The sequence below is a fragment of the Bradyrhizobium elkanii WSM2783 genome, from assembly GCF_000472865.1.
GTDB lineage: Bacteria > Pseudomonadota > Alphaproteobacteria > Rhizobiales > Xanthobacteraceae > Bradyrhizobium > Bradyrhizobium elkanii_A.
Genome location: NZ_AXAP01000013.1, coordinates 112,288 through 128,525, shown reverse-complemented (window position 1 = coordinate 128,525; position 16,238 = coordinate 112,288). Strand labels below are relative to the sequence as shown.

The window sequence follows — 16,238 nt, the reverse complement described above, 5'->3', positions numbered from 1 at the left end:
GACGGTGCCGTGAAGGCCGGGCGAGGTCAAGTGCAACGCGGCAACACTGGCGGAGAACTCCGCAAATCTCCGGCCCACGATTCTTTTCACGGTCGCCCGCGCACTTTATGGTGCCGCCCAAGGATTTGAGGAGAGTCTGCAGATGCGAAAAATTCTGGCCGCTGGCATGGTTGCCGCAGGCGCAATGCTGGCCGTTGCACCGGCCCAGGCCGACTGGGTGCCCCCGTTCAAGGGCAACGATACCGGCGGCATAATTGCCTATTCGCTGGCCCAGCAGGCGGACGCCCGCCAGCTCGCGGTCGATCACTGCGCTTCCTACGGCAAGGTGGTGAAATTCCTCGCGGTGCAGCCCTATGAGGGTGGCTACGTCTCCTTCTCGTGCCGCTGGGTGCCTTGGGGCGCCGCCGAGCGGCCGCTGCGCACGCTTTATTGATCGGCACCGGTACCGGCATCGCCGCATGACGCGATATTTCGTTCTGCTCGGATCGGCCATCGGCCTGGCTGCGCTGCTGCCCGGGACGGCCGGCGCCGTCGATCTGCCGGTCCGCAAGGCGGGCCTGTGGGAGATGAAGATCGCGCGCACGGGCTCGACCACGCCCGAAATGACGATGCAGCATTGCACCGACGAGACCACCGACAAGGACATGAGCACGGCGGTCTCGCCGATGGCGAAGGATATCTGCTCCAAGCAGGATATCCAGAAGACCGCGACCGGCTATGTCAGCGATTCCGTGTGCGGCGTCGCCGGCGTCACGGTGACCTCGCATGCCGAGATCACCGGCGACTTCAACTCCGCCTACACGGTCAAGACGACCTCGCACGCCGATCGCGGCTCGACCGGTGCGGCGCACGATACTACCGGCACGATCGAAGCTAAATGGCTCGGCCCCTGCAAGGCGGACCAGAAGCCCGGTGACATCATCATGGCCGGCGGCATGAAGATGAACATCAAGGACATGGAAAAGCTGAAGGGCATGATTCCCAAGCTGCCGAAGTAAGTTCTTTTCGTAGCCGCATGCGCTTCAAGCGTCCGAGCTAGCTCAGCCTTGTGATGCCAATTGTCGTGCCCTCTCCCCTTGTGGGAGAGGGCTGCTTAGCTACTTGCAGCGGGCTCGCTTGGGTGAGGGGTTCTCTCCACGAACACCACCGCCCGTGGAAAGAACCCCTCATCCGGCGCTTCGCGCCACCTTCTCCCACAAGGGGAGAAGGGAAGAATTGTTACACCGGCACTCTCACCGTCGCGCGGAGGCCGCCCATCGGGCTGTCGCCGAGCATGATGTCGCCGCCATGCGAGCGGGCGATGTCGCGGGCGATGGCCAGTCCGAGGCCGGTGCCGCCCTCGTCCTGATTGCGGGCGTCGTCGAGCCGCAGGAACGGCTTGAACACCTCCTCGCGCATATCAGCCGGAATGCCCGGGCCGTCGTCATCGACGGTGACCGTGAGATAGCGGTGGTCGCGGTGGCCGGTGATCGAGATCGCGTTGGCGTGCCGCGCCGCATTGGAGACGAGATTGCCGAGGCAGCGCTTGAACGAGGCCGGCTTCACCGTCACGACAGGCAATCCGTGGAAGGCGACGGTCGCGGTATGGCCGTGGCGTTCGGCGTCGTTGCGCAATTCCTCCAGCGCCATCGTCATGTCGGTCGGCTGTGCGACCTCGCCGGAGTCGCCGCGGGCGAAGGCGAGATAGTCCTCCAGCATCATCGACATCTCGTCGACGTCCTTGCGCATGGCGTCGATCTCGGGGCCTTCGCCGAGCAGCGCGAGCTCCAGCTTGAAGCGGGTCAGGATGGTGCGCAGATCGTGCGAGACGCCGGCGAGCATCGCGGTGCGCTGCTCGATCGTGCGCTCGATGCGCGCCTTCATCTCCAGGAAGGCGTGCGCCGCACGCCGCACCTCGCGCGCGCCGCGCGGCCGGAAATTCGGTGCCTCCCGGCCCTTGCCGAAGCTTTCGGCGGCGTCCGCCAAACGCAGGATCGGCTTGATCTGGTTGCGCAGGAACAGCACCGCGACAATCAAAAGGATCGTGGAGGTGCCGAGCATCCAGAAGATGAAGATTTCCGAATTCGATGCATAGGCGGCGCTGCGCAGCGCGAAGATGCGCATGATCGCGTCGTCGAGTTGCACGCGGATCTCGACCAGGTTGGACCTGCCGACGGTGTCGATCCAGAACGGACGGCCGATCTGGCGGCCGAGCTGCACCGACAGCGACTGGTCGAGCAGCGAAAAGAACGGCTTCGGCCCGGGTGGCGGCATGTCGCCGGGAGGCAGGAAATCGACCACGAGCTGGAGCCGCTGCGCGATCCGGCGCACCTGCGCGCGGTCCTTGTCCTGCGGATAGGTCTTGTAGACGTCGATGAGGGCGGCGATGTCCTGCACCACAGCGGTGGAGAGTCGGCGCGTCACCGTGTTCCAGTGCCGTTCCATGAACACGAAGGCCACCACGGTCTGCAGCACCACCATCGGCACGATCATGATCAGTAGCGCGCGGGCATAGAGGCCGGTCGGCATCCAGCTCTTGAACGCGTTTCCCATCCGGCCATTGGCTCTGGAGACGCGCTGCGAGGCGTTGCGGATCAGGCTCAGGCCCGTGTCGATCGTGCTCATGGCGGATAAGGCTTAAGGCGAGGCCACCAGGCGATAGCCGATGCCGCGCACCGCCTGCAGGAACAAGGGATTGGCGGGATCGCGCTCGATCTTGCGGCGCAGGCGGTTGATCTGCACGTCGACGGCGCGCTCGTTGACGGTGCCGCCTCCGGTCAGCGCGCCGCGCGGCACGGTTTCGCCGGGGCTCGCGGCGAGGATGCGCAGCATGTCCCGCTCGCGGTCGGTCAGATGGATGATCTCCTCGCCCTGCCGCAATTCGCCGCGGTCGAGATGGAAGACGTAGGGGCCGAAGGCGATCTGCTCCAGCGTCTGCGCCGGCGGCGGCGCGGTCCGCTTGAGGATGTTGCCGATCCGCAGCACCAGTTCGCGCGGCTCGAACGGCTTTGCCACATAGTCGTCGGCGCCGATCTGCAGGCCCTCGATGCGTGCTTCCGCCTCGTGGCGCGCGGTGAGCATGATGATCGGCACCGACGAGGACGAACGGATGAAGCGCGCGAGATCGAAGCCGTTCTCGCCGGGCATCATCACATCAAGGATCAGCAGGTCGAAATTGAGCCCGAGCAGTTTGGCACGCGCGTCGCTGGCGCTCATGGCGGTCGTGACGCGGTAGCCTTCGCCGCAGAGGAAGCGCGAGAGAAGATCGCGGATGCGGCGGTCGTCATCGACCAGCAGCAGGTGCGGCGCGTCGTCGGCCGGTTTCATCGGCATGCGTGCCGTCGCCGCGGCAATGGTTGCTCCCTGCGTCACCTTCACTCCCTCGTCTTCTTGGCCGCGCCGCCGAAGATCGTCTCCAGCACCTTGTCGGGGTCGTCGCGGTCGATCATCGCACGGAGGAACGCCCGCACGGTCTCGACGCCGCCCGGATCGAGGCCGGCGACCGCACGGTTGATGCGGTCGGTCTGCAGTCCCGCCAGCTTGGCCACCAGCGCTTCGCCCTTGGCGGTGGCGTAAAGCAGCCGCTGCCGCCGGTCATTGCTGCCGGTCTTCTGCAGGATGTAGCCTTCGTCGAGCAATTGCTTCAGCACGCGGCCGAGCGATTGCTTGGTGATGCGCAGGACGTCGAGAAGGTCGGCGACCTTGAGCCCGGGATAGCGCGTGACGAAGTGCATCACCCGGTGGTGGGCGCGGCCGAAGCCGAACGCCTCCAGCTCCTGATCGGCATCGCCGACGAAGTCGCGATAGGCGAAGAACAGGAGCTCGATGATGTCCCAGCGCAAATCGCCCGTCCGCGGCCCGGGGGCGGATACGTCCGTTCCCGGAGAATCGGGCTGCGCTGCTGCCGTTGAGAAATTTATGTCAGCCATATTGACGTATCTTGGGTTCAATGTTACAAAACTGCCAGTCACGACGAAATTTTAAATCGTTTCGTCCCTGGCAAAGTTTAGATCGGCCACGAGCAGACCAGTGATGGAGGCTTGGGCCGCAAATTGGGACTACCGTGTGATTGTCGAGCGGCATTTCGACAAAACATACTGGACTTCAGCATCCGGCAAAAGCATGTCCTTTCGGACATGACGCCATGGAAACCGGCCGTAAGGCTGGCGGTGAAGTCCAGGCCGACTAAGCCAGTTAGGCCCGGCGAGACCGGCGCCAGCAATCGCGCGGATTCCGACAGCGGGAAGCAAGGGTATGAGTTTGAAATTCGAAATCCAGCCTGCGGCGAATGCGACCTCCGACAAGGAGCGCGCGGCAAGGCTCGTGGACCCGGGCTTCGGCCGGATTTTCACCGATCACATGGCTATCGTTCGCTACAATCAGGCGAAGGGCTGGCATGGCGCGCGCGTCGAATCCCGCGCGAATTTTCCGCTCGATCCGGCCGCCGCCGTCATGCACTACGCGCAGGAGATTTTCGAAGGCCTCAAGGCCTACAAGCGCGACGATGGCGGCGTGAACCTGTTCCGCCCCGACGCCAATGCCCGCCGCTTCTGGAATTCGGCTGAGCGCATGGCCATGGCGCCGCTGCCCGAGCCCGTGTTCATCGAAGCGGTCGAACAGCTCGTGCGCATCGACCGCGCCTGGATTCCAGGCGGCGAGGGTAGTCTCTATCTGCGGCCCTTCATGATCGCGAGCGAGGTCTTCCTCGGCGTGAAGCCATCAGCGGAGTACATCTTCGCCGTCATCGCCTCGCCGGTCGGCTCCTATTTCAAGGGCGGGCCCGCGCCGGTGTCGATCTGGGTGTCGGAGCACTACACGCGCGCTGCGATCGGCGGCACCGGTGCCGTCAAGTGTGGCGGCAATTACGCCGCGAGCCTGCGGGCGCAGGCCGAGGCCATCGAACACGGCTGCGATCAGGTGGTTTTCCTCGATGCGATCGAGCGCCGCTATATCGAGGAACTCGGCGGCATGAACGTTTTCTTCGTGTTCGACGACGGTTCGCTGCTGACGCCGCCGCTCGGCACGATCCTGCCGGGCATCACCAGGGATTCGATCATCGCGCTCGCGAAGGATGCCGGTACGCCCGTGCGCGAGGAGACCTACACGATCGACCAGTGGCGCGCGGATGCCGCCAGCGGAAAGCTGAAAGAGGCCTTCGCCTGCGGCACGGCCGCCGTCATCTCGCCGATCGGCAAGGTGTGTTCCACGAAGGGCGAGTTTCTCATCAATGGCGGTGCAGCCGGCCCTGTCGCCATGGGGCTGCGGAAGCAACTGGTCGACATCCAGTATGGTCGCGCGGCCGATCCGCACAACTGGATCAGAAAGGTGCTGTGACCGGCGGCGGAATTATTCCGCCGCTTCGGCGTGACGGTTGCCGCATTCTCCATCCGCTGGTAAACGCGCGCCCATGGCCGACAAACCCAAAAAACCGCAGAAGCTGAAGGCGCGCTTGCCGCGCGGACTGGAAGATCGCGGCCCGACCGCGATCGCCGCGACGCGCCGGATGACCGAGACCATCCGCGAAGTGTTCGAGCGCTACGGGTTCGAGCCGGTGGAAACGCCGGCGATGGAATATACCGACGCGCTCGGAAAATTCCTGCCCGACCAGGACCGCCCGAATGAGGGCGTGTTCTCGTTCCAGGACGACGACGAGCAGTGGATCTCGCTGCGCTACGACCTGACCGCGCCGCTTGCCCGCTACGTCGCGGAGAATTTCGACGCGCTGCCGAAGCCCTATCGCAGCTACCGCGCCGGCTACGTCTTCCGCAACGAGAAGCCGGGCCCCGGCCGCTTCCGCCAGTTCATGCAGTTCGATGCGGATACGGTGGGCTCGGGCTCGCCGGCCGCCGACGCCGAAATGTGCATGATGGCGGCGGACACGATGGAGGCGCTGGGGATTCCGCGCGGCAGCTACGTCGTGAAGGTCAATAACCGCAAGGTGCTCGACGGGGTGCTAGAAGCGATTGGCCTCGGCGGCGAAGACAATGCGGGCCGACGGCTCACGGTGCTGCGCGCGATCGACAAACTCGACAAGTTTCCTGCCGACGAAGTGCGCAAGTTGCTCGGTCCCGGACGCTGGGACGGCGGCGAGGAGGGCAAGGGCGACTTCACGAAAGGCGCCGACCTCAACTCGGCGGATGCCCATGTTGTCCTGAGCGTCACGGAAAAACGCGAAGATTGGAAAGAGTCGATTGCAGCGGCGGACATCTATTTGGCCAAAAGTGAGATCGGCCAAGCTGGCGTCAGTGAACTCGAAGAGATCGCCAAGTTAGTCACGGCATCTGGCTACGGATCGGATCGCATCCGCATCGATCCCTCCGTCGTGCGCGGCCTCGAATATTACACGGGACCCGTTTACGAAGTAGAACTGCTTTTCGAAACGAAGGACGAGAAAGGCCGTCCTGTTCGCTTCGGCTCGGTCGGCGGCGGCGGCCGCTATGACGGCCTGGTCTCGCGTTTCCGTGGCGAACCCGTGCCGGCGACGGGATTTTCCATCGGCGTGTCGCGGCTGCAGGCGGCGCTGACGCTGCTTGGCAAGCTCGACACGCGGCCGCAATTCGGGCCTGTCGTGGTGACGGTGTTCGATCGCGAGCGGGTCGCGGATTATCAAAAGATGGTCGCGCAGTTGCGTAGCGCCAACATCCGCGCCGAGCTCTATCTTGGCAATCCCAAGAACATGGGCAACCAGCTCAAATATGCCGACCGCCGCAATTCGCCTTGCGTCATCATCCAGGGCTCCGATGAAAAGGCGCGTGGCGAGGTGCAGATCAAGGACCTCATCGAAGGCGCCAAGGCCGCCGCGGCGATCGCGTCGAACCAGGAATGGCGCGAGGCCCGGCCGGCGCAGTTCTCCTGCGCGGAAGCTGACCTCGTCGCGAAGGTCCGCGAAGTGCTGGCGCGGCATGACGTGAGGTGGGGATAGGTGAATTCGTCATACGCGGGCTTGACCCGCGTATCCATCTTCAAAATGATGGATTGCCGGGTCAAGCCCGGCAATGACGGTCGGGCGAGTGAACGACAACAAAGGGAGCGCTAAGAATGCCTGAGATCACCGTGAACATGGCTGCCGGCCGCACCGAAGAGCAAAAGAAGGGCATGATGCTCGACATCACCCAGGCGCTGGTCAAGAATCTCGGCGTCGACGCCGAAGCCGTCGTGATCCAGATCAATGAGGCGCCGCTCACCCACAAGATGAAGGGCGGCAAGACCTTTGTTGAGCGCGCCGCCGCGGCGAAGAAGTAGTCAAGAAAAGTAGGGTGGGCAAAGGCGCACTTGCGCCGTGCCCACCATCAAGCACTCCGCTCGCAATGGTGGGCACGCGGAGCCTGTCATCGGGCGCGCGTTCGCGCGACCCGTTGGCTTTGCCCACCCTGCAGAGCTTGGCTACTTCGCCAGCTCCCTCGAGCGCTTGGTTGCGGCTGCGATCGCGCGGATCATCAGTGGACGCAGTCCGTCACTAGCCATCAGCACGTCCAGTGCGGCGGCGGTGGTGCCGCCGGGCGAGGTGACGTTCTGACGCAGTGTTGCCGCCGGCAAGTCCGAGCGATGCAACAATTCGCCGGAGCCCGCGACGGTCGCGCGCGCCAGCTTGGTCGCGAGGTCTTCCGGCAATCCGGCCTCGACACCGGCACGCGCGAGCTCTTCGGCGAGCAGGAACACATAGGCCGGGCCGGAGCCGGAGACCGCGGTCACGGCGTCGATCAGGCCCTCGTCCTCGACCCATTCCACCGCGCCGGTCGCGCGTAGCAGCGCATCCGCTATCGCGCGCTGCGCGGCACCGACGCTGTTCGCGGCGACTGCGACCGTGATGCCGCGGCCGATCGAGGCCGGCGTGTTCGGCATCGCCCGCACCGCCGCGCCGCCGCAGACTTCTTCAAGCGAGGCGATGGTGGTTCCGGCCATGATCGAGACGACAAGCGTCGATGGCGCGACCAGCGACTTGAGGGCGACGCCGGCATCCCGGAACAATTGCGGCTTGACCGCGACCACCAGCGTATCGACCTTGCCCGCGTCTTTGGGATTGAGACGGACGCCCTTGGCGGCCAGCGCACTGATCTCGGCCGAAGGCTGCGGGTCGATCACGGCGACGCGCGAGGCATCGAGGCCTCCGGCGAGCCAGCCGGTCAGCATCGCCCCGCCCATCTTGCCCGCGCCGGCAAGCGCGATGGTGCCGGTGATGTCTTGCAAAGAGCTGCTGTTACTCAAGGGCGCCACCATGATCGTCGTCCCGGCGAAGGCCGGGACTCCTCCATCAGCGGTTCTAGTGAGGCGCAGAACCCGCGACAAGCATGAAACCGTCATTGCCGGGCTTGCCCCGGCAATCCATCAAGCCAAGGATTCTTTGCAGATGGATGCCCGGGTCAAGCCCGGGCATGACGGCTGGGGAGAGCCTAAGCCTCGCCCTCGGTGTCGAACATCGCGGCGTTCATCGCCTCCTGGGCGGTCTTGCCGGCCCACACCACGAACTGGAGCGCCGGGTAGTAGCGCTCGCAGGCGTGGATGGCGCCGACCAGCATGCTCTCGCATTGCGCGGTCGATGCGTTCAATCCGCCGGGCAGCACCAGCGCCTGACGATGCATGATCATGCCGGTGTGGGTCCACAGATCGAAATGGCCGATCCACAATTGCTCGTTGATGGCGGCGATCAGCCGCTGCGCTTCGGGGCGGCGCGCCGGCGGAATCTTCATGTCGAAGGCGCAGGCCAGATGCAGAGCCTCGATCTCGCTCATCCAGGTGAAGGAGAGCTGATAGTCGGTCCAGTCGCCTTTGGAGACGATCGTGACCTCGTCGCCAGCGCGCTCGAACGCCCAGTTGTTATCGGCCGCAATGTCTTCGACCACCGCAAGCGGATGGTTTTCGGAATCGATTATGCCTTCGAGGAGGGACATGCCGTCTCGACCCTTGTTCTTCTGACTTTCTTGGTACGCATCCGGAAGGCCGGCCTGCACCAGATAACGCATGGTTGCCGACTGCAGGCCCCCGTGGCCTTCCCGATCGCTCCGAGGCTTGCCAGGATGAAGTGATGTGATTTGCGGAATCCGCGCAACCGGCCCCCGAGTCCGTCCACAGCCAAAGGCGCGCTCGTCCACAGCTCATCTCCGCCATAATTATTAACGCGAGAACAAACCGGAATCGGATTTGCGCGATCGTCGCAATCGTTAACGCGCGTGCCGCGCGTTTCGGCTCAGCCAAGTGGTCGCTAAGCGGTCGTCAAGGCTCGCGTCGGGCACATGGGGAACATGCCGATTCGCCATGCCAAGGCGCTTGCCGCGTCCCTCGGTTTGGCAATAGCTTTGGGATAGGTCGTCCATTCCGGGCGGCCGATGTTCTCAGGGCGGGGTGAAAGTCCCCACCGGCGGTAAGGGCCCGATGGCCCAAGCCCGCGAGCGCCTTTCTCCTCCTAGGAGGAAGGGTCAGCAGATTCGGTGCAATTCCGAAGCCGACGGTCAAAGTCCGGATGAAAGAGAACGGTTGCGGCAGCCTCGCCATCGCGCGTGGCTACAGTCGTTTTCCGTATGCCCTGATTCTGGTCCTGAAAGAGGAAAGCCATGAATCAGATGTTGCAAGAAGCCGAAGTCCAAACTCCCGAAGCCGAGGAAGTCCAGTCGCCCGCGGATGCCACGCCGGCAACGCCAGAGCCTCCGCCGGCGCCCACGCATCCGCGGTTCGCCAAGCCGCAGCGGGTTGCATTCGTGCAATCGTCCTGGCACCGCGACGTCGTAGAGGAATGCCGCATCGCCTTCCTCGCCGAGATGGAGGCGCGGCATGTCACGAACATCGACGTGTTCGAGGTACCGGGCTCGTTCGAGATCCCGCTGCATGCGCAAATCCTGGCCAAGACGCGCCGCTACACGGCGATCGTTGCCGCGGGCCTTGTCGTCGACGGTGGCATCTACCGCCACGAGTTCGTCGCCGACACCGTGATCAAGGCGCTGATGGACGTGCAGTTGCGCACTGAGGTGCCGGTGTTCTCGGCCGTGCTGACGCCGCAGCAGTTCCACGAGACGGAGGTGCATTTCGATTTCTTCCGCAAGCATTTCGCCATCAAGGGCGTCGAGGTCGCGGAAGCCTGCGCCAACACCCTGCACAGCCTCGAGCGTCTGCGCGGCCAGGTCGCCGCGGGGATCGTGGGGTAGAGAGAAAACGCGGGCCGCTTCGCGCGGCCCGTTATCTTGCAGTGATGCACCAATCACGTCGTCCCGGCGAAGGCCGGGACCCATAACCACAGGCGTTTGTCGTGTGCTCCGCCGCAACCGCTTGCGCACGCCACAACACACGCCTGTGGTTATGGGTCCCGGGTCAAGCCCGGGACGACAGTGTCAGTCGAACAGGCTCGACACCGACTCTTCGGCGGCGGTGCGGGCGATGGCCTCGGAGATCAGGCCGGCGATCGAGAGGGTGCGGATGTTGGCGGAGTTTCTCACGGCCTCGGTCGGCAGGATCGAGTCGGTGATGACGAGCTCTTTCAGCTTGGACGAGGCGATGCGGGCCGCGGCGCCACCGGACAAGACGCCGTGGGTGATATAAGCGAACACTTCCTTGGCGCCGTTGGCGATCAGGGCATCGGCCGCATTCACCAGCGTGCCGCCGGAATCCACGATGTCGTCGACGAGGATGCAGGTGTAGCCGGCGACATCGCCGATCACGTTCATCACTTCGGACTCGCCCGGCCGCTCACGACGCTTGTCGATGATCGCCAGCGGCGTATTGATGCGCTTTGCGAGGCCGCGTGCGCGCACCACGCCGCCGACGTCGGGCGACACCACCATCACATTGCTCAGCGCGAAGCGTTCGCGGATGTCGCGCACCATCACCGGCGAGGCGAAGAGATTGTCGGTCGGGATATCGAAGAAGCCCTGGATCTGCATGGCATGCAGGTCGAGTGTCATGACGCGGTCGGCGCCGGCATGGGTGATCAGGTTGGCGACCAGCTTCGCCGAGATCGGGGTGCGCGAGCCCGATTTGCGATCCTGCCGCGCATAGCCGAAATAGGGCACGACCGCCGTGATGCGGCGGGCGGAAGCCCGGCGCAGCGCGTCGGTGATGATCAGAAGTTCCATCAGGTGGTCGTTGGCCGGAAACGACGTCGACTGCAGGATGAAGACGTCGGAGCCGCGGACGTTTTCCTGGATCTCGACGAAGATCTCCATATCGGCGAAGCGCCGGACCACCGCTTTGGTCAAGGACATCCCGAGCCCATCGGCGATCTCTTGCGCCAGCACGGGATTGGAATTGCCAGCTACCAGCTTGATCGCGCCGTTCTTGGCCGACATGGACGGTTCTCCCCGAGGTTTGCTCGATACCATGTCCAACATCTCAAGTACCTACAGAACCGGCGGGTTTCGATGCGCGACGAGATATCAGGCGAGGCAGGCAGCGGCAACCCGTCACACCCGTTATCCCGGCGAAAAAATGACAGGTTTTTGACTATCCCGAACGTTTAGTTAGCGCTGTAGCCGAGCGCGACGACGCCGGATTCTTCCGGTTCAGGCGCGCTTGCGACCGCAGGTCCCTGCCGGCTGGGCGCCGAGGCCGGTGCAGGCGCATCGGTCGGGCCGCCATTGATCATGCTGCTGAGCCCGCTCAGGCCCGCTTGTGCGATCTTGCGCAGGACCAGGTCGTCCGCGGCAGCCCAGGCGTCACGGCCGGTCTTGCCGGCTGGTTCTTCGCCGGAGAGGCGCAGGGCGCGCTGCTGGTTGGCGTCATAGACGTCCCAGACCCAGGCGATGGCGGTCTTGCCGCGCACGACCTGCGCCGAGAGATAGCCGCGCACGCGGTAGGCGGCCGCGCCCTCGCGCGAGACGATTGCGATGTCGCGGAGTTTGGCTTCACTGTCCAGCACACCCACCATGCGGTCGAACACCTGCGGCGGCGGGCCGTCGATCGATTCGAATGCGATTGTCGGTCCACTGGCGCTGTTTCCGGCCATGGCATAGGCGTTGCTCGCCGCGCCACCATTGGCGCAGCCGCCGAGCGCACAGGCTGCCATCAGCAACGTTGCGGCCACCGCGGCGCGCGCAATTCGGGAAAGGGTGACGATGGTGTCGCTCATCATCACCCCGATATCGTTAAAATACGTTAAGGTCTAGGGCAGTGAAGCCACGGCGCCGGTTCGATAGATTCCGGGCGGTGATCGAAATTTTCTTTGAAGTTTAAGCACTTCCCCTGGAAGCGGTTATTTCTCCAGGGCGATGGCGTGAACGTGCCGGCCATAATCGCCCTCTTTCCGATGCACCGAGCGTCGGTAACTATAAAAGCGTTCGTCGGAATAGGTATCGATCCCGATGTCGTCGATCATCAGGATACCGGCGTTCTCCAGCCGCATCCGGATGTAGCCGCCGAGGTCGAACATCGCGTGCCCTTCGCGTTCACCGGGCAGGAAGAACAGGGCGTTGTCCGCATCGGCCTCCAGAAAACGCGCCACGAATTCGGGCCCCACTTCATAGGAGTGCTGGCGGATCAAAGGCCCGATCGCGGTGACGATGCCGCTGCGGTCGGCGCCGAGCTTCTCCATCGCCTCGACGGTCGATTCCAGCACGCCGGTCAGCGCGCCCTTCCAGCCGGCATGCGCCGCGCCGATCACGCGCGCATTGGGATCGACAAACAGGATCGGGCCGCAATCGGCCGCGGTGACGCCGATCGCAAGGTTCTCCGTGCGGGTGACAATGGCGTCGGCTTTCGGCCGCGCATCGCTCGCCCACGGTGTGGTGGCGACCACGACGTCGGGGGAATGCACCTGATAGAGCGTCAGCAGGCGGTCGGGCCCGACCCCCAAGCGCTCCGCCATGCGCCGGCGGTTTTCCGTGACATTATCGGCAGCGTCATTGGAGCCGATGCCGCCATTGAGGCCGGCATAGATGCCCTCGGACACGCCGCCTTCGCGCGAGAAAAAGGCATGGCGCAGGCCGGGAATGGCTGAGAGCAGCGGGGAGGCCAGGGTCATGAACGTTCCGCGTCGTTTGGATGATCGCTGAGGCCGGCGATCGAGGTGAGCTCCGGGTGGGAGATCGCCATTGCCTTGAACATCGAGCCCATGCCGCCGCGGCCGCTGTCGGTCAATCGTTTCAGTGCGCCGGCGATCTCGGCGCCGATCTCGGGCGTGGCCTTTGCCATCAATCCCGCGGCGCGCGCCTCGATGCCGAGGCGCTTCAGGAATTCACCCTGCGTCACCGGGCCGTGGACGCGTGCGCCGACGTCTTCGGCGGCGCGTGCCAGCGCCTGGAAGTCGACATGGGCGGTGATGTCGGCCTGGCCCGGATTCTTCAGCGGATCGGAAAAGCTGTGGCGGGCGATGGCCTGGAAGGTGTCGCCGGCGTCGCTGCGCATGTGGCCATAATCGATGATCAACGCCGCGCCGTCCTGGTCGCGCACGCGGCGGGCGAGCTTCATGATCTCGGTGTCGGGCCGCCATTCGAACACGGCACCTAAGGGAGCCGCGCGCACCAGCGGCGGCAGCAGCACGTCGAAGCGCGGCATCGGCTCCGGCGCGGTGCCGAATGCGAGCTTGCCATTGCTGTCGAGCTCGATCACGCGTTCGTGCCAGCCGTTCTCGTGCCGCACCACCTGGTGGATCGGCAGCACGTCGAAATATTCATTGGCGAGGATCACCGCCGGGCCCTCCGGCACGTCGTCGATGCTCTCGTGCCAGGTGATGTCGCGGACATTGCCCAAGGTTGCGCGCTGCTTCTCGCGCAGCACCGGATTGATCTCGACCAGATGGACGCTAAGCGACTGATAGAGTGGCGGCAGCACCCGCAGCGCCCGCAACGCGTCCGCCATCATGGTGCCGCGGCCGGGGCCGATCTCGATGAGCCGCAGCGAGTCAGGCGAGCCGATCGCGCGCCAGATCGACGCTGACCACAGGCCCAGCAGCTCGCCGAACATCTGGCTGACTTCGGGCGCGGTGGTGAAATCGCCCTCCCGGCCCAGCGGATCGCGCGACACGTAATAGCCGTGCTGGGGATGCATCAGGCATAGTTCCATGTAGCGCCAGACCGGCATCGGGCCGGATGATTTGATCAGTTTCTTGATCTCGAACAGCAGCGGCGAAACTTCGGTCACATCCAGCCTTAAATCGAATTCGGCACCGGCTGTGGCGCCCTGCGGCGCCAAGCCATCACAACCATGATACTGCCGACAATAACCATCGGCACCGACAACAGCATTCCCATGGTTGGACCGCCCCACAGGAATCCGAGCTGCGGGTCGGGCTCGCGGAAGTGTTCGCCGATGATGCGGGCGATGCCGTAGATCAAAATGAAGCTGCCGAGCACGAGGCCGGGCCGCTTCAACGCACCCATCCGGATCATCACCGCCAGGATCGTGAACAGGAGGATGCCCTCGAGCCCGGCTTCATAAAGCTGGCTCGGATGCCGCGGCAGCGGTCCGCCGTTGGGAAACACCATCGCCCAGGGCAGGCTCGGATCGGCGGGCCGGCCCCACAATTCGCTGTTGATGAAATTGGCGAGCCGGCCGAGGAACAAGCCAATCGGCGCCACCGCGGTGGTTAAGTCGCCGAGCGATAGGATCGGGATGCGATTCCGGCGCGCAAACCACATCACTGCGACGACGCAGCCGAGAAAGCCGCCATGGAACGACATGCCGCCCTTCCAAAGCTCGAAGATCTCAGCGGGATGCTGGATGAAGAACGGCAGGTTGTAGAACAGCACATAGCCGGTGCGGCCGCCGACGATGATGCCGAGGGTGACCCAGAGGATGAAGTCGTCCATCTGGGTCATCGTGATCGGCGCGGGGCCGCCCCACAATTTTTCGTTCTTGATCATCTGCCGCGCGTAGATCCAGCCGATCACGATGCCGCAGATGTAGGCGAGCGCGTACCAGCGGATCGCGATCGGTCCGATCGAGATGGCGATCGGATTGAACACGGGGAAATCGATCAAGAGGAAGGGCATCGCGCCTCGGGCTATGCGGAAAGATTGCGGCGATAGAGCGCCAGCAGACGCTCCCAGTGCCGCTCGGCGGCGTCGCGGTGATAGACCGGGCGCTTCGGGAAGGCGAAGCCGTGATGGGTGGCGGGATAGATCTCGACCTCGTTGTTCGATCCCTTCATGCCGGCCTGCACTTTTTCGATGATCTCCATCGGCGCGTAGATGTCGGTCTCGGCACAGGCGAAATAGAGCTCGGCCTTGGTCTTCTCGGCTGCCAGATGCGGGCTGTCGGGCTGGTCGGTCGCCAGATGCGTGCCGTAGACCGAGGCGGCGGCTTTCACGCGATCGGGGAAATGCGTCGCTGCGTTGATCGCGTAGCGCCCGCTCATGCAATAGCCGACGGTGCCGACGAGGCGCGTATTCGCGGCGGCCTCGCCCTCGGCATAGGCGAGCAGGGCCTTGGTGTCTTCCATCACCATGGGGATGTTGATCGAGTGCATCAATTCGAACATGCGCTTGCGCTCGGGCGATTCCGGGTCGGGATTGATCGGCCCGAGCTCCATGACGCCGGCGCGGTAATAGAGGTTCGGCAGCATCACATAGTAACCGGACGTCCCGAGCCGGCGCGCCATGTCGCGCAGCTCCTCGCGGATCGCCGGCGCATCCATGTAGAAAATGATCACCGGAAACGGTCCGCCGCGCTCGGGATGGGTGATGAAAGTGGTGATCTTGCCGTCTTTGGTCGGAATATCGATCTGCTGGTCGATCATGGGCGCTTCTTCGGTTCGCGATTCTCTACTCCTGCGCGCTGAATACGATTGCAAGGAAAACGGAGCATGACAAGGCGAGCGGCATCATGGGTCATTTGCGGCCTTGAACCCCGCGCCTTTGATTGCCATTGTCTTGGTCGCCCAAGGGAGTGCGGAGAGCTAGATGACCCAGACCACGAACCGTTTTTTTGACGAGATCGGCCGCCTCATGAACGACGCCGCCGGCGCCGCCCAGGGCGTCAAGCGCGAAGTCGACTCGGTCATGCGCAACCAGGCCGAACGCGTCCTGCGCGACCTCGATGTCGTCCGGCGCGAGGAGTTCGAGGCGGTGAAGGACATGGCCCGCCTGGCGCGCGAGGAAAACGAGGCGCTGAAGGCGCGGATCGCAGCGCTGGAGGCCAAGCTCGGGATCGCGCCGAGCACGTGAAGGCGGACGGGTAGGGCCGTTTCCCACGCACTCTACCGTCATGCCCGGGCTTGCCCGTCTTCGCTATCGCTTCGCCGGACTGACATTAGAGTGCCCGGCGAAGCCTCGGCGGAGTCGGGTCCCGGGCATCAACGTTCTTTCTTCCTGTCGACCGAAGGGCGTGGATGGCCGGGA

General features: G+C 64.3%; 18 protein-coding genes and 1 riboswitch. Of the genes, 7 read left to right on the top strand and 11 right to left on the bottom strand.

Annotation, left to right across the window (positions count from 1 at the left end; all coding sequences use genetic code 11):
* Window positions 1-142 precede the first annotated feature (142 nt).
* The gene (locus YY7_RS0114585; RefSeq protein ID WP_028163910.1) at window positions 143-433 is read left to right on the top strand and encodes a hypothetical protein; all 291 of its coding nucleotides are present in this window, start codon (window positions 143-145) and stop codon (window positions 431-433) included.
* 25 nt (window positions 434-458) lie between these two features.
* The gene (locus tag YY7_RS0114580) at window positions 459-998 is read left to right on the top strand and encodes a DUF3617 domain-containing protein (RefSeq protein WP_028163909.1); all 540 of its coding nucleotides are present in this window, start codon (window positions 459-461) and stop codon (window positions 996-998) included.
* 220 nt (window positions 999-1,218) lie between these two features.
* On the opposite strand, the gene YY7_RS0114575 is transcribed toward YY7_RS0114580, so the two are convergent.
* The 3 genes from YY7_RS0114575 to YY7_RS0114565 are packed head-to-tail and all read right to left on the bottom strand — an operon-like array spanning window position 1,219 to window position 3,908.
* Entirely contained in the window at window positions 1,219-2,604 is a 1,386-nt protein-coding gene (locus YY7_RS0114575; protein WP_028163908.1) for an ATP-binding protein, read from the bottom strand.
* A gap of 12 nt (window positions 2,605-2,616) precedes the next feature.
* Window positions 2,617-3,312 (bottom strand): response regulator, encoded by a 696-nt coding sequence (locus tag YY7_RS0114570; RefSeq protein ID WP_035690117.1) that lies wholly within the window; start codon window positions 3,310-3,312, stop codon window positions 2,617-2,619.
* A 41-nt stretch (window positions 3,313-3,353) separates the two neighbouring features.
* Window positions 3,354-3,908, bottom strand: coding sequence for a MarR family winged helix-turn-helix transcriptional regulator (locus tag YY7_RS0114565; protein WP_028163906.1), 555 nt, complete (start codon window positions 3,906-3,908; stop codon window positions 3,354-3,356).
* A gap of 325 nt (window positions 3,909-4,233) precedes the next feature.
* Between YY7_RS0114565 and YY7_RS0114560 the strand changes: the two genes are divergently transcribed.
* The 3 genes from YY7_RS0114560 (at window position 4,234) to YY7_RS0114550 (ending at window position 7,221) form a co-directional block, all read left to right on the top strand.
* Window positions 4,234-5,313 carry a branched-chain amino acid aminotransferase gene (locus tag YY7_RS0114560; RefSeq protein ID WP_028163905.1) on the top strand — a complete coding sequence of 360 codons (1,080 nt, stop codon included), beginning with the start codon at window positions 4,234-4,236 and terminating at the stop codon, window positions 5,311-5,313.
* Window positions 5,314-5,386: 73 nt separating this feature from the next.
* On the top strand, window positions 5,387-6,901 hold the full coding sequence (gene hisS, locus YY7_RS0114555) for a histidine--tRNA ligase (RefSeq protein ID WP_028163904.1): 1,515 nt from the start codon (window positions 5,387-5,389) through the stop codon (window positions 6,899-6,901).
* 116 nt (window positions 6,902-7,017) lie between these two features.
* Window positions 7,018-7,221 carry a tautomerase family protein gene (locus YY7_RS0114550; protein ID WP_028163903.1) on the top strand — a complete coding sequence of 68 codons (204 nt, stop codon included), beginning with the start codon at window positions 7,018-7,020 and terminating at the stop codon, window positions 7,219-7,221.
* Between the two features lie 141 nt (window positions 7,222-7,362).
* On the opposite strand, the gene proC is transcribed toward YY7_RS0114550, so the two are convergent.
* Window positions 7,363-8,196 carry a pyrroline-5-carboxylate reductase gene (proC, locus tag YY7_RS0114545; RefSeq protein ID WP_035690102.1) on the bottom strand — a complete coding sequence of 278 codons (834 nt, stop codon included), beginning with the start codon at window positions 8,194-8,196 and terminating at the stop codon, window positions 7,363-7,365.
* A 173-nt stretch (window positions 8,197-8,369) separates the two neighbouring features.
* Window positions 8,370-8,867: a YbjN domain-containing protein gene (locus YY7_RS0114540; protein ID WP_028163901.1), complete on the bottom strand. Its 498-nt coding sequence runs from the start codon at window positions 8,865-8,867 to the stop codon at window positions 8,370-8,372.
* A gap of 433 nt (window positions 8,868-9,300) precedes the next feature.
* Window positions 9,301-9,452, top strand: a riboswitch (FMN riboswitch).
* A 75-nt stretch (window positions 9,453-9,527) separates the two neighbouring features.
* Between YY7_RS0114540 and YY7_RS0114535 the strand changes: the two genes are divergently transcribed.
* Window positions 9,528-10,115, top strand: coding sequence for a 6,7-dimethyl-8-ribityllumazine synthase (locus YY7_RS0114535; protein ID WP_028163900.1), 588 nt, complete (start codon window positions 9,528-9,530; stop codon window positions 10,113-10,115).
* Window positions 10,116-10,298: 183 nt separating this feature from the next.
* On the opposite strand, the gene YY7_RS0114530 is transcribed toward YY7_RS0114535, so the two are convergent.
* The 6 genes from YY7_RS0114530 to YY7_RS0114505 all read right to left on the bottom strand — a co-directional run bounded on the left by YY7_RS0114530 (window position 10,299) and on the right by YY7_RS0114505 (window position 15,637).
* Complete coding sequence (locus YY7_RS0114530; protein WP_028163899.1) at window positions 10,299-11,252, bottom strand: ribose-phosphate pyrophosphokinase; 954 nt, start codon at window positions 11,250-11,252, stop codon at window positions 10,299-10,301.
* 167 nt (window positions 11,253-11,419) lie between these two features.
* Window positions 11,420-12,031 carry a hypothetical protein gene (locus tag YY7_RS0114525; RefSeq protein WP_051396707.1) on the bottom strand — a complete coding sequence of 204 codons (612 nt, stop codon included), beginning with the start codon at window positions 12,029-12,031 and terminating at the stop codon, window positions 11,420-11,422.
* Between the two features lie 123 nt (window positions 12,032-12,154).
* Window positions 12,155-12,922: a peptidoglycan editing factor PgeF gene (gene pgeF / locus YY7_RS0114520; RefSeq protein WP_028163897.1), complete on the bottom strand. Its 768-nt coding sequence runs from the start codon at window positions 12,920-12,922 to the stop codon at window positions 12,155-12,157.
* A complete protein-coding gene (locus YY7_RS0114515; RefSeq protein WP_028163896.1) occupies window positions 12,919-14,040 on the bottom strand; it encodes a class I SAM-dependent methyltransferase in 1,122 nt (373 codons plus the stop codon). The genes pgeF and YY7_RS0114515 overlap by 4 nt, the downstream gene beginning before the upstream one ends.
* A gap of 8 nt (window positions 14,041-14,048) precedes the next feature.
* On the bottom strand, window positions 14,049-14,891 hold the full coding sequence (lgt, locus tag YY7_RS0114510; RefSeq protein WP_028163895.1) for a prolipoprotein diacylglyceryl transferase: 843 nt from the start codon (window positions 14,889-14,891) through the stop codon (window positions 14,049-14,051).
* 11 nt (window positions 14,892-14,902) lie between these two features.
* Window positions 14,903-15,637: a dienelactone hydrolase family protein gene (locus tag YY7_RS0114505; RefSeq protein WP_028163894.1), complete on the bottom strand. Its 735-nt coding sequence runs from the start codon at window positions 15,635-15,637 to the stop codon at window positions 14,903-14,905.
* Window positions 15,638-15,800: 163 nt separating this feature from the next.
* On the opposite strand from YY7_RS0114505, the gene YY7_RS0114500 reads away from it, so the two are divergent.
* On the top strand, window positions 15,801-16,064 hold the full coding sequence (locus tag YY7_RS0114500) for an accessory factor UbiK family protein (RefSeq protein WP_028163893.1): 264 nt from the start codon (window positions 15,801-15,803) through the stop codon (window positions 16,062-16,064).
* Window positions 16,065-16,238 lie beyond the last annotated feature (174 nt).